11 protein-coding genes, 1 tRNA gene and 1 other RNA gene are annotated in these 12565 nt (G+C 73.7%); 4 read left to right on the top strand and 9 right to left on the bottom strand.

Annotation, left to right across the window (positions count from 1 at the left end; translation table 11 throughout):
- Positions 1 to 15 precede the first annotated feature (15 nt).
- The 6 genes from ACFW22_RS22405 to ACFW22_RS22380 form a co-directional block, all read right to left on the bottom strand.
- Positions 16 to 1092, bottom strand: coding sequence for a glycosyltransferase family 4 protein (locus tag ACFW22_RS22405; RefSeq protein WP_386407425.1), 1077 nt, complete (start codon positions 1090 to 1092; stop codon positions 16 to 18).
- A gap of 172 nt (positions 1093 to 1264) precedes the next feature.
- On the bottom strand, positions 1265 to 1966 hold the full coding sequence (locus ACFW22_RS22400) for a hypothetical protein (RefSeq protein ID WP_386407422.1): 702 nt from the start codon (positions 1964 to 1966) through the stop codon (positions 1265 to 1267).
- Positions 1963 to 3705 carry a DNA repair protein RecN gene (gene recN / locus ACFW22_RS22395; RefSeq protein ID WP_386407419.1) on the bottom strand — a complete coding sequence of 581 codons (1743 nt, stop codon included), beginning with the start codon at positions 3703 to 3705 and terminating at the stop codon, positions 1963 to 1965. Before recN ends, ACFW22_RS22400 begins: the two co-directional genes overlap by 4 nt.
- A gap of 81 nt (positions 3706 to 3786) precedes the next feature.
- Positions 3787 to 4710: an NAD kinase gene (locus ACFW22_RS22390; protein WP_384883122.1), complete on the bottom strand. Its 924-nt coding sequence runs from the start codon at positions 4708 to 4710 to the stop codon at positions 3787 to 3789.
- The gene (locus ACFW22_RS22385) at positions 4707 to 5522 is read right to left on the bottom strand and encodes a TlyA family RNA methyltransferase (protein WP_386407415.1); all 816 of its coding nucleotides are present in this window, start codon (positions 5520 to 5522) and stop codon (positions 4707 to 4709) included. Before ACFW22_RS22385 ends, ACFW22_RS22390 begins: the two co-directional genes overlap by 4 nt.
- Positions 5523 to 5529: 7 nt before the next feature.
- Positions 5530 to 5814 (bottom strand): hypothetical protein, encoded by a 285-nt coding sequence (locus tag ACFW22_RS22380; protein ID WP_386407412.1) that lies wholly within the window; start codon positions 5812 to 5814, stop codon positions 5530 to 5532.
- A gap of 41 nt (positions 5815 to 5855) precedes the next feature.
- Between ACFW22_RS22380 and ACFW22_RS22375 the strand changes: the two genes are divergently transcribed.
- Positions 5856 to 6203 carry an SCP2 sterol-binding domain-containing protein gene (locus ACFW22_RS22375; protein ID WP_386407409.1) on the top strand — a complete coding sequence of 116 codons (348 nt, stop codon included), beginning with the start codon at positions 5856 to 5858 and terminating at the stop codon, positions 6201 to 6203.
- 129 nt (positions 6204 to 6332) lie between these two features.
- Here ACFW22_RS22375 and ACFW22_RS22370 read toward each other — a convergent pair whose 3' ends face one another.
- Both ACFW22_RS22370 and ACFW22_RS22365 read right to left on the bottom strand, forming a co-directional pair.
- Positions 6333 to 7196: an ABC transporter ATP-binding protein gene (locus tag ACFW22_RS22370; protein ID WP_386407406.1), complete on the bottom strand. Its 864-nt coding sequence runs from the start codon at positions 7194 to 7196 to the stop codon at positions 6333 to 6335.
- A 109-nt stretch (positions 7197 to 7305) separates the two neighbouring features.
- The gene (locus ACFW22_RS22365) at positions 7306 to 8376 is read right to left on the bottom strand and encodes an HAD hydrolase-like protein (protein ID WP_386407435.1); all 1071 of its coding nucleotides are present in this window, start codon (positions 8374 to 8376) and stop codon (positions 7306 to 7308) included.
- A gap of 81 nt (positions 8377 to 8457) precedes the next feature.
- On the opposite strand from ACFW22_RS22365, the gene ACFW22_RS22360 reads away from it, so the two are divergent.
- Positions 8458 to 9753: a DUF1015 domain-containing protein gene (locus ACFW22_RS22360; RefSeq protein WP_386407403.1), complete on the top strand. Its 1296-nt coding sequence runs from the start codon at positions 8458 to 8460 to the stop codon at positions 9751 to 9753.
- A gap of 90 nt (positions 9754 to 9843) precedes the next feature.
- Here ACFW22_RS22360 and ACFW22_RS22355 read toward each other — a convergent pair.
- Positions 9844 to 9928 (bottom strand) — tRNA-Ser (locus ACFW22_RS22355).
- 129 nt (positions 9929 to 10057) lie between these two features.
- Between ACFW22_RS22355 and ffs the strand changes: the two genes are divergently transcribed.
- An RNA gene (gene ffs, locus ACFW22_RS22350) (signal recognition particle sRNA small type) lies at positions 10058 to 10156 on the top strand.
- Positions 10157 to 10394: 238 nt separating this feature from the next.
- Positions 10395 to 12536 (top strand): DNA polymerase III subunit gamma and tau, encoded by a 2142-nt coding sequence (locus tag ACFW22_RS22345; protein WP_386407400.1) that lies wholly within the window; start codon positions 10395 to 10397, stop codon positions 12534 to 12536.
- Positions 12537 to 12565 lie beyond the last annotated feature (29 nt).

The following is a 12565-nucleotide window of genomic DNA, read 5'->3' as shown; positions in this document are numbered from 1 at the left end:
CTGACGGGCCGTACGTCACCGGCCCGTCAGCTCGTCGTACACGCTCAGCACGTGCGCCACCGTCTCGTCCTCGGTGGGCCACGACCGTGCCTGGACGCGCCCCGCCGCCGCCAGGTCCATCCTGCGCTCCGCGTCGTCGAGCAGGCCCTGCACCGCGGCCGCCAAGGCCTCCGTATCTCCGTACGGAACCAACTCCGCTGCGTCCCCGACGAGTTCCGGTACACCGCCGACGGCCGTGGCGACGAGCGGCACCCCGAGCCGGAGCGCTTCCTGCGCGAGCAGGGAGCGCCCCTCCCACCGGGAGGGCAGCACGGCGACGTCGGCCGCCGCCAGCAGTTCGGCGACGTCGTCGCGGCGTCCGATCAGTCGTACCGGGAGCCCCTCCTCGACGATCCGCCGCTGGAGCGTGCCCCGTTCGCTCCCCTCGCCGGCGATGACGAGCAGGGGCTGCGGGTCGAGTTCCCGCCACGTCCGGGCCGCATCGAGCAGCGTCCGGTAGCCCCGGCCCCGTTCGAGCGCGCCGACGGCCATCAGCAGGGGCCGGTCGACCGCGCCCAGTTCGGCGCGCGCCTTGCCGTCGTGGAGGCAGACCGGTCGGCGTGCGGCGGGCACCGTGATGGGGGCGAGGCGGGCGTCCCGGGCCCCGCGTCGCCGGGCCCGGTCGACGAGTTCGAAGGAAGTGCCGAGGACGACGGTCGCGGCCCGTGCGGTCCTGCGCTCCAGGAGCCGCAGCACTCCGCCCCGGGCCCCGAGCGCCCGGTTCCGGCTGTGCCAGGTGGTCACGAAGGGGGTTCGGGCGCCGGTCAGCGCGACCGCGGCCCGCACCGAGGCCTGGAGCCCGTGCGCGTGCACCACGTCCGCGCCGATGCAGGCGTTGCGGAGCGCGGTGACGGCGGCGGGGTCGCCGAGGTGCGGCAGGGGCACGAAGTGTGCGCCGGCGCCCAGGTAGTCGTAGAGGCGGTCGAGTTCGGCCGGTGCGCACACGGTCACCCGCACGCCCCTCGCCACCAGCCCCGCGGCAAGTGATCGGACGTGCGCGCTGCTGCCCGCGCCGCCGCCGCCCAGCACTTGGACCGTACGGAGCTGTGTCACGGACCCAAGGATGCCAGTCCGCACCACCGACCGTACGCACGTTCCGGCACCGAAATGGCGTCGTTCCCCTGTCCGGTAGGCGCATCGGGCGGACCCACAGCCCACGGTTTCACCCACACGGGTGAGCGCGCAGAAATTCTGCGCACGCCCCTGCGACGAGCCTGCGCTCCCTTCAGGGGGAGGTCGCCCGCTCCCCCCACACGGCGGCGGCCACCACGCCCGCCGCATGTGCGACAAGACCGAGCCGCCCGTTGCCCATGGCGACGGCGCTCCCGACCGCGGCACCGAGCGCGTGCGCACCCGAGTCGCCGAGCATGGTCCGCTCAGCGAGGTCGTCGCCGAGCACCGCGACGACCGCGCCCATCGGTGCGGCGGCCGGGGCACCGCGCAACAGCCCGGGCGCAGCGAGCCCGAGCACCAGGAGCCCCGCACGCCCCGGCCGCACGTCCACGAGGTTCACCAGGTGTGCGGTGCCCGCGATGACGACCCCGGCGAGGAGCTTGTCGACGGGCTTCTCCTTGAGGAGCGCCCCGGCCACGAGCGAGGCGGCACCGATGCCGAACAGCTTCACCGCCCCGCTGGTCACCTCCCCCTCCCGGAGCGCCGCCCCATGGGCCCGGAACCCCCGCCGGTGGTCGCCCTTCACATCGTCGTGGGCCCCGCACGCCCCCGCCGCGAGGACCGCGAGGGCAGCGGGGGCGCTGCCGGCGCCGAGCGCCGCTCCGAGGGTGACCGCGGGGCCGGCGCACAGGTCGACGGTTCGTCCGGCGTGGTTGGTCCGCCTCCACCGCTCGTCGTTCCGGCGGCGGCCCAGCACCCCGTACACCGCCCGGGTCACCCCTGCGGCGGTCCCGAAGGCCGCGAAGCGCCTCACGCGTCGGCCCGTGCCGTCGCCAGGAGCTCCTCCGCATGCGCCCTGGCCGTCTCGGAGTCCTCCTGGCCGGCCAGCATCCGGGACAGCTCCCGCACCCGTTCCTCGCCCTCCAGCACCGTGACGCCGGAGCGGGTCACGGAACCGTCGTTGGTCTTCTCCACGAGCAGTTGCCGGTCGGCGAAGGCGGCCACCTGCGGCAGATGGGTGACGACCACGACCTGTGCGCTCTTGGCGAGCTTGGCGAGCCGGCGCCCGATCTCGACGGCAGCCTTGCCGCCGACGCCCGCGTCGACCTCGTCGAAGAGGTAGGTGGGCACCGGATCGACCCCGGCGAAGACGACCTCCACGGCGAGCATCACCCGGGACAGCTCGCCGCCGGACGCCCCCTTGGCGATGGGCCGGGGCGGGGCGCCGGGGTGCGGGGCGAGCAGCAGCTCGACCTCGTCCGCTCCGGACGGCCCGTAGGCGACCCGACGGCCGTCGACCTCCACCCCCTCCTCGTCCTCGACCTGCCGGACGTCGAAGGACACCCGGGCGTGCGGCATGGCCAACGAGGCGAGTTCGGCGGTGACCGCGTCGGCGAACCGGGAGGCCGCTTCCGTGCGCGCGTCGGTGAGTCGCTGCGCGAGCACCGACAGCTCGTCGCGCAGCCGGTCCCGCTCTGCGGTGAGTTCCCCGATGCGGTCGTCGTCCCCGTCCAGTTCGCCGAGCCGGCCGGCGCTCTCCTCGGCCCAGGCGAGGACGGCGGCGACGTCCTCGCCGTACTTGCGGGTGAGCTGGTTGAGCAGGGCCCGGCGTTCCTCGACGGCGGCGAGCCGCAGCGGATCGGCGTCCAGGTCGTCGAGGTACCCGGCGAGTTCCCCGGCCACGTCACCGAGCAGGATCGAGATCTCGCCCATCCGATCGGCGAGCGAGGCGAGCGCCGGATCGTGCGACCGCACGGCCTCCAGGGCCCGGCCCGCGCCCGCGACCAGGGTGGTCGCGTCGACGGCCTCGGGGTCTTCCGGGTTGCCGGCCAGGGCAGCGCGCGCGAGCGCCGCGGCGGAGGCGAGGGCTTCGGCGTGCCCGAGGCGCTCCGCCTCGGCGGCGAGTTCCGCGTCCTCCCCGGGCAGCGGCGCGACGGCCTCGATCTCGCCGAGCCCGAAGCGCAACAGATCCGCCTCCTGGGCGCGTTCCCTCGCCCGGGTGGTGATCTCCTCCAACTCGGCGGTGACGGCGCGCAGCCGCCGGTACGCCGTGCCGTAGGCGGCGAGCGGCGCGGAGACGGCCCCGCCCGCGTACCGGTCGAGCGCACCGCGCTGCCGGGCGGGCTTGAGCAGGCCCTGCTGATCGGTCTGGCCGTGAACGGCGACGAGTTCGTCGGCGAGCTCGGCAAGCAGCCCGACCGGCACGGAGCGCCCGCCCAGATGGGCGCGCGAGCGCCCCTCGGCGGAAACCGTACGGCTGACCAGGAGGACGCCCTCGTCGAGCTCGGCGCCGGCCTCCTCGGCCCGTACGGCGGCAGGCGCGCCCGCAGGCACGCTGATCCGCCCCTCGACGACGGCCGAAGCCGCACCGATCCGCACCAGGGCCGGGTCGGCGCGCCCGCCGAGCAGCAGCCCCAGGCTGGTCACGACCATGGTCTTGCCCGCACCGGTCTCACCGGTCACCGCGGTGAAGCCGGGCGACAGCTCGACCACCGCGTCGTCGATGACCCCGAGCGACCGTATCCGCATCTCCTCCAGCACGCCCCAGACCATACGAGGTTTCCCCGGTCCGATGCGACATCGCCCCGGGCGTAACCCCCGGGGCCGCCGCTCGTTGCGGGCCACCGGGCGGGGTCAGTGCGGTGCGCCCCGCCATCCCGACACGGGCAGGGCGAACTTGGCGACGAGCCGGTCGGTGAAGGAGGCGTGGTGCAGCCGGGCGAGGCGCACCGGGACGGCGCCCCGTCGCACCTCGACGCGTGCGCCCGCAGGAAGCTCCACCGTCCGCCGACCGTCGCACCACAGCACTCCGTGCGGGGTGTGCGGCTCGACCTCGACCGCCAACACCGACTCGGGGGTGGTGATCAGCGGCTTGGCGAAGAGGGCGTGGGCCCCGATCGGGACCATCAGCAACGCCTCGACCTCCGGCCAGACGACCGGGCCGCCCGCCGAAAAGGCGTAGGCGGTGGATCCGGTCGGTGTCGCGCAGATCACCCCGTCGCAGCCGAAGCCCGTCACCGGACGCCCGTCGATCGCCAGCACGACCTCCAGCATCCGCTCCGGGGACACCTTCTGCACGGCGGCCTCGTTGAGGGCCCAGTCGCGGTGCAGGACGTCGCCGTTCTCGTACACGACGACGTCGAGGGTCATCCTCTCCTCGACCTCGTACGCCTTGGTGACGACCCGGTCGACCACCTTGTCGAGGTCGTCCCGTTCGGCTTCCGCGAGGAAGCCGACCCGCCCCAGGTTGACGCCGAGCATCGGCACGCCGGAGGCCCTGGAGAACTCGGCGCCGCGCAGCAGGGTGCCGTCGCCGCCGAGGACCACGAGGAGTTCACAACCGTCGAGCGCGTCGGAGCACGCCTCCGGCACCTTCTCGACGGACGGCGGCAGCGGCAGGTCCGCGGCCTCGGCCTCCAGGACGCGGACGCCGATGCCACAGCGCAACAGCCCCAGGACGACCAGTTCGGCGCTGCGCACTGCGGCCGGACGGCCGGTGTGCGCGAGCAGGAAGACAGTGCGTGCGGTTCCCGATGGTGCTGCTGCCGTTGAACTCAACGAGGTCCCTCCGCCACGGCGCGGTCGACGTCCGCCGGATCCAGCGCGGGCGCGTCTGCCCGCAGCCACAGAAAGTACTCGACGTTGCCGGAGGGGCCGGGCAGCGGGCTGGCGGTGACGCCGCGGACGCCGAGGCCGAGCTCGCCGGCCTGCCGGGCCACGTTCTTCACGGCGTCCGCGCGGAGTTCGGCGGACCGCACGACTCCACCGGTGCCGAGCCGTTCCTTGCCCACCTCGAACTGCGGCTTCACCATGAGGACGAGGTCGGCGTCGGATGCCGTGCAGGACGCGAGGGCGGGCAGCACCAGACCCAGCGGGATGAACGACAGGTCGCCGACGACGAGGTCCACCGGGACGCCGTCGATGACGTCGAGCGTCAACTCGCGCACGTTCGTGCGGTCCTTCACGGTGACCCGCTCGTCGCTCTGCAGCGACCAGGCGAGCTGCCCGTAGCCGACGTCGACGGCGACCACGTGCACGGCTCCCGCGCGCAGCAGGACGTCCGTGAAGCCGCCGGTGGAGGCTCCGGCGTCCAGGGCCCTCCGGCCCTCGACCCGCAGCCCCTGCGGAACGAAGGCGGCGAAGGCCCCGGCGAGCTTGTGGCCGCCGCGCGAGACGTAGTCGGGGTCGGAGTCGTCCTGGACGACGACGATGGCCGCGGCGGTCTCGACCTGGGTGGCGGGCTTGGTGGCGACGGTCTTGCCGACGGTCACCCGGCCCGCGGCGATCAGCTGGCTGGCGTGCTCGCGCGAACGCGCGAGCTTGCGCCGCACCAGCTCGGCGTCGAGACGGCGGCGTGCCGGTCCTGCCACGTTCGGTTCAGCTCCTGTTTTCGTACGGACGGGGGGCGGTGTGCGCGTCGAGCGAGGTCAGCTCGGCGCACAGTGCACGGTGTACATCCTCGTACACCTCCAGGTGTCCGTCTGCCGGGAGGCCGTCCACCTCGGTCAACCGCGCGAGGCAGGCGTCGACGCCAGAACGGCCGGTGGGCTCCAGGACGATGCCGAGCGGCGCTGCCGCGGCGGGCTCGTACGGCTGCCCGGGGGTCTCCTCGACGGCCTCGTCGACGGCGGCGTCGCCCGGCTCCGGCATCTCATCGGTCATGCCCCGACGCTACCGCGAAGCGCTGGGGTACCGTCGGTGCGATGGCAACGATCACGGAGTGCCGCGATGCACTGGACAGGCTCTCGGACGGCCTCGCGCGTGCGGACGACGGCGTGCGCGGGGCTGCCGCACTGGACCGCACCCTGAGCTGCCACGTCACCGATCTCGACACGACGTTCACGGGCCGTCTCGCAGACGGCCGGATCCGGGTCGACTCCACGCTGTCGGGCCCGCCGCCGGCCAAGGCACAGATCCGTCTGTCCATGGCCGGCGACGACCTGGTGGCGATGGTGGACGGCGAGCTGAACTTCGCGAAGGCCTGGGCCTCCGGCAGGGTCAGGTTGGAGGCGGGCTTCCGCGACCTGCTCCGCCTCAGGTCCCTGCTCTGACGAACCGGCGGCCCCGTCCGGGGCCCGTGGCCATGAGCGCTTCGGGGCAGCGCGGTACCGGTGCTCCGGGAGGGGACCGCCCGTGGTCCGCGGCGCCCGCCCCACCGCTTCCGTGCCCCTCGCGCCGGGTCACTCGTGCAGCGCGGGCTGCGCCGGCACGGCCCCTCCCGCCTGCCCCCGTCCGACGCACCGGGCACGCGCCTTCCGCCCCGCCGGCACGACCAGCGGGGTGCCCGTCTGCGGGTCGTCGATGACCTGGCAGCGCAGGCCGAAGACCTGCTCGACGAGCTCCGCGGTCACCACTTCCGACGGCGCTCCCTCGGCGATGACCCGGCCCTCGCGGACGGCGATGAGGTGGGTCGCGTAGCGGGCCGCGTGGTTGAGGTCGTGCAGGACGGCGACGAGGGTCCGCCCTTGTGTCTCGTGCAGCTCGGCGCACAGGTCGAGGACCTCGATCTGGTGCTGGATGTCGAGGTACGTGGTCGGCTCGTCCAACAACAGCAGCGGAGTCTGTTGGGCGAGCGCCATGGCGATCCAGACGCGCTGGCGCTGGCCGCCGGAGAGTTCGTCCACGTAACGGTCGGCCAGCTCGGCGACGCCCGTCGCCACCATGGACTCGCGGGTGACCCGCTCGTCCTCGGGGGACCACTGGCGCAGCAGCCCCTGGTGGGGATAACGGCCGCGTGCGACGAGGTCCGCGACGGTGATGCCGTCGGGCGCCACGGAGGTCTGGGGCAGCAACCCGAGGGTCCGGGCGACCTTCTTGGCGGGCATGGTCTGGATCGACTGCCCGTCGAGCAGGACGCGCCCCGCACTGGGCTTCAACATGCGCGAGAGGGCCCGGAGGAGGGTGGACTTGCCGCAGGCGTTGGGCCCGACGATGACGGTGAACGAGCGGTCGGGGATCTCGACGGACAGCTCGCGGGCGATGACCCTCTGCTCGTACGCCAGGGTGACCGATTCCGCACTCAGGCGCTGCTGCCGACCGTCCATACCCGCACTCCCGGTTCTCGTCCGTGATCACGTCCGACGGTGACGACCACGACCCATAAAAAGTTAGGTTAGCCTACCCAACTTTGACGCCGGTCCGAGGTTCCACACCTCACACCCCGAGCAGCGCCAGCGCCTTCCGCGGATCCGGCACGCCCGCACCCGGCCCGTCCGCCTCCGTCCAGGCCGCCCCACAGAGCGCACGGACCGCGTCCATCACCTCTCCCGCCTGGCCCGGTACGCCGTCGAGGGCGAGCTCGCTCCCCCGCACGAAGGCCCTCCAGCCCCCGCACCGGAACCCCCCGTCCGCCACCTCGACCACCTCCGGCTGCCCCGCCAACAGCCCCCGCAGATCAGCCGCCACATAGGTGGGGCGGTGCTCGGGCGGGGCGGCGAGCAGCTGTGCCGCGTCCGTCACCCCGGTCAGCACCAGCAGCGAGTCGACCCCGCCGTTGAAGGCCCCCTCGATGTCCGTGTCGAGCCGGTCCCCGACCACCAGGGGCCGTTGCGCTCCCGTCCGCAGCACGGTCTCCCGGTGCATCGGCGGCAGCGGCTTGCCCGCGACCTTGGGTTCCGCACGCCCCCCGGTGGCGATCCGCACGACCTCCACCGCCGCCCCGTTCCCCGGGCCGATCCCCCGCGCCCCCGGAATCGTCAGGTCCGTGTTCGACGCGTACCAAGGCACCCCGCGCCCCACCGCGTAGGCCGCCTCCGCGAACCGCCCCCACGGCATCCCCGGTCCGCCGTACCCCTGCACGACCGCTGCCGGCCCGTCGTCCGCCGACTCCACCGGCACGAGCCCCCGCTCACGGAGCGCCACCCGCAGCCCCTCGCCACCGATGACCAGCACCCGGGACCCCGCCGGCACCTCGTCCGCGATCAGCCGGGCCACCGCCTGCGCCGAGGTGACCACGTCCCCGGCCGCCGCCGGCACGCCCAGCTCCGTCAGATGGGCCGCCACCTCACCCGGCGTCCGCAGCGCGTTGTTGGTGACGTACGCCAGGTGCATCCCCCCGGCACGGGCGACCCCCAGCGCCTCCACTGCGTGCGGAACGGCCTCGCCGCCCGCGTACACCACCCCGTCCAGGTCCAGGAGCGCCGTGTCGTAGACCTCGCACAGCGCCGCCCCGCTCCCTCCCGGATGCTTCCGACCGCCGTCACGCCGCCCCCGGCCGTTCCCCATCGTCACCACTTGCTCCTCACGTCACCGATGCAGCACTCCCCCGATCATCTCTGATGGCCCCCGCCCACATACGATGACGAGATGAACACCTCAGGTCACGCGGCCACCGACGTCCGCGACGACGCCCCAGGGTTGCACCTCGCTCCGTTCCGCGGACTCCGGTACGTCCCCGAGCGAGTCGGCAGTCTGGCTGCCGTGACGTCTCCTCCCTACGACGTCGTCGTACGACCTGACGGACTGATCCACCTCGAATCCGCGGACCCGCACAACATCGTCCGTCTGATCCTCCCCCAGGCGATCACCGCCGGCACCCGGCACCGCAAGGCGGCCGTCACCCTCGACCGCTGGCTGGCGGACGGCGTCCTGGCCCCGGACCCGGAGCCCGCCCTCTACGTGTACGAGCAGCACGGCGACGGGATCCTCCAGCGCGGCGTCATCGGCGCACTGGAACTCTCCACCCCCGACGAGGGCATCGTGCTCCCCCATGAAGACGTCATGCCGCACGTCGTCGAGGACCGCGCCGCCCTGATGCGGAGCACTGCCGCCAACCTGGAGCCCCTGCTCCTCACCTACGTCGGCGACGAGGGCGGCGGCGCCGATGCGGTCATCGAGCGGACCGTCCTGCGGGAGCCCCTGCTCTGCACCACCACGGAAGACGGCTTCCAGCACCGCCTCTGGTCGATCACCGACCCCGCCGAGCTCGCCACGATCACCCGTGAACTGGCCCGGCACCAGGCCCTCATCGCCGACGGTCACCACCGCTGGGCCACCTATCTGCGCCTGCGCCAGGAGCACGTTGCGCCCGGCCCGTGGAACCACGGTCTGGTCCTCCTCGTCGACACGGCCCGCTACCCCCTGCGGGTCCGCGCCATCCACCGGCTCCTCAACCGCCTGCCCGTCGCGGACGCCCTCGCGGCCCTCGGCGACTCCTTCCGCGTGCGCAGGATCAACCAGCCGCTCCCGGCGGCCTTGGACCTCCTCGCCGCCGCAGTCGCCGAGGGCAACGCCTTCCTCCTCGCGGGCGACGGTGCGTTCCACCTCCTGGACCGCCCCGATCCCGCTCTTCTGGACCGCACGATCCGCACGGACCGGCCAGAGGCCTGGCGGACCCTGGACGCGACGGTGCTGCACTCCGCCCTTCTGGAGAACGTCTGGCACGTCCCGGACGCCCCCGAGGACATCAGTTACATCCATGACGCCGGGGCAGCGGTGGACCAGGCAGAGCGTCGGGGCGGCACCGCGGTCCTCATGCACCCGGTCCGGGAAGCCGTCGTTCGTGACCTGGCACGCCAGGGCGTCACCATGCCCCGGAAGTCGACCTCATTCGGCCCGAAACCCGCGACGGGCCTGGTCCTGAGGAGCCTGGCCCTGGACTGAGGCCCCGGAAGACGGAGAAGGGGGGCCCCCCCCCGGGGGGCGCCCCGCCCCCCCCCCCCCGACGCTCTGTTTCGCCTGTTCAGGCGGCTGCGGAGGATACGAGATTCGAACTCGTGAGGGGTTGCCCCCAACACGCTTTCCAAGCGTGCGCCCTAGGCCTCTAGGCGAATCCTCCGCCGGGAACATTACATGACCGAGGGGGGTGCTCGCGAACTCGATGTCGGGTGGGGTCGGCGGGCGGGTTCGGCGGGGAGTCCGGGAGGGGGTGCGGGCCCTTGGGGCTGCCGGGATCGGGTACGCTGGGCCAAGCCCCTCACGCGGTGCTATCTGACTGAACTCCCCCAGGGCCGGAAGGCAGCAAGGGTAGGTCGGCTCTGGCAGGTGCGTGGGGGGCGCTTGCGTTTCCGCGCGGCTTCCCGCCCGGTTCCCGCCCCCGGCGGCCGGATGCCGGCCGGGTTACGGGCGGCATCCGGGGTTTCCGGCCGGCTCCCCACCGGGCCCGACCGCCCCCTACGCGGGGTCCGGTCGCTTCCGCGCGGGGCTCGCCCGCCTGCGCACCCGTCCCGGTCGTCCTGGAGCCGGTCCGGTCCGGCGGTTCGGTTTTTCTCGGGTTGTCGGTGAGCGCCTATAACCTCGTACACGTGTCGTCTCTCGCGCTGTACCGCCGCTACCGCCCCGAGTCCTTCGCCGAGGTCATCGGGCAGGAGCATGTCACTGACCCGTTGCAGCAGGCCCTGCGGAACAACCGGGTCAATCACGCGTACCTGTTCAGCGGTCCCCGCGGGTGCGGCAAGACGACCAGTGCGCGGATCCTCGCCCGCTGTCTGAACTGCGAGCAGGGGCCGACGCCGGATCCCTGCGGGGAGTGCCAGTCCTGCCGCGACCTCGCGCGGAACGGGCCGGGGTCGATCGACGTCATCGAGATCGACGCCGCCTCGCACGGTGGTGTGGACGACGCCCGTGACCTGCGGGAGAAGGCCTTCTTCGGGCCCGCCTCCAGCCGGTACAAGATCTACATCATCGACGAGGCCCACATGGTCACCCCGGCGGGCTTCAACGCCCTCCTCAAGGTGGTCGAGGAGCCGCCGGAGCACCTCAAGTTCATCTTCGCCACGACCGAGCCCGAGAAGGTCATCGGGACCATCCGCTCGCGGACCCACCACTACCCCTTCCGGCTCGTTCCCCCCGGCACCCTGCGGGACTACCTGGGCGAGGTCTGCGGGCGCGAGGGCATCCCGGTCGAGGACGGGGTGCTGCCGCTGGTGGTCCGTGCCGGAGCGGGCTCCGTGCGCGACTCGATGTCGGTGATGGACCAGCTGCTCGCAGGCGCCGCCGCCGACGGCGTGACGTACTCCATGGCGACGTCCCTGCTGGGCTACACCGACGGCTCCCTGCTCGACTCGGTCGTGGACGCGTTCGCGGCCGGAGACGGTGCAGCCGCCTTCGAGGTCGTCGACCGGGTCGTCGAGGGCGGCAACGACCCGCGCCGGTTCGTCGCCGACCTCCTGGAGCGGTTGCGCGACCTGGTGATCCTGGCCGCCGTGCCGGACGCGGCGGAGAAGGGGCTCATCGACGCCCCGGTGGACATCATCGAGCGCATGCAGGCCCAGGCGTCCGTCTTCGGCGCCGCCGAGCTCAGCCGGGCGGCCGACCTGGTCAACACCGGTCTCACCGAGATGCGGGGGGCCACGTCGCCCCGGCTCCAGCTGGAGCTGATCTGCGCGCGGGTGCTGCTGCCCGCCGCCTTCGACGACGAGCGTTCGCTCCAGGCGCGGCTCGACCGCCTGGAGCGCGGTGCGGCTGCCGCGCCCGCGCCCGTCTTCACGTCCGGGCCTCCGGCGCCCTCCATGGGGTACGTGCCCGGGCCCGAGGCCCACACCCCGATGGCGCCCCCGCCGCCGGCGCCCGCCGTCGCGCCGCAGGCGGTCCCCGTCGCACAGCCTTCCGCACCGCAGGCGGCCCCCGCACCGCAGGCCGCGCCCGCCGGACCCCGGCCCGGGGCCTGGCCGGGTGCCGCCGCCCCCGGGGGCGGGACGCCCGGGGCCTGGCCCGGTGCGACCGCGCCCGCCGCCCCGCCTGCCACGCCGACCGCCGCTCCGGCCGCCCCGCCCGTGCAGCCCCAGTCCGCGCCGCAGGCCCCGGTGGCGAGCGGTGGGGACACGGCCCAGGTGCGCAACCTGTGGCCGCAGATCCTGGACGCGGTCAAGAACCGGCGGCGCTTCACCTGGATCCTGCTCAGCCAGAACGCGCAGGTCGCCGGTTTCGACGGCACGACCCTCCAGCTCGGCTTCCTCAACGCCGGTGCCCGCGACAACTTCGCGAGCAGCGGCAGCGAGGACGTGCTCAAGCAGGCCCTCGCCGAGCAGTTCAACGTGCACTGGAAGATCGAGGCGATCGTCGACCCCTCGGGAGGTTCCGCCCCTCCGCCCGCCGCCACCGGCTTCGGCGGCTCGGGAGGCACGGGGAACGGCTCCGGAGGGTTCGGCAACGGGCCCGGAGGTGGGGGAGGCTTCGGTGGCGGACGATCCGCCGCTCCTGCGTTCTCCCCTGCGCCGCCGTCCGCGCCCGCGCCTGCGGCACCCGCTCCGGCCGCTGCCTTTCCGCAGGCCTCGACCCCCCGGCCGCCCACGGCCCCCGCACCGCCCGCGCCCCAGTCGGTGGCGCCCGAGGACGACATGCCGGAGGAGGACGATCCGGACCTCGTCGACTCCGCGCTCTCCGGGCACGACCTGATCGTGCGCGAACTGGGAGCCACGGTGGTGGAGGAATACACGAACGAGTAGCCCCGTCTCGCTCGGTGGCCCGCACAAGG

It is taken from the genome of Streptomyces sp. NPDC058872 (genome assembly GCF_042743065.1).
In the GTDB taxonomy this organism is placed as follows: domain Bacteria; phylum Actinomycetota; class Actinomycetes; order Streptomycetales; family Streptomycetaceae; genus Streptomyces.
Note: the sequence above shows the minus strand (reverse complement) of the source record. Positions and strands in the feature narration are given on the sequence as shown.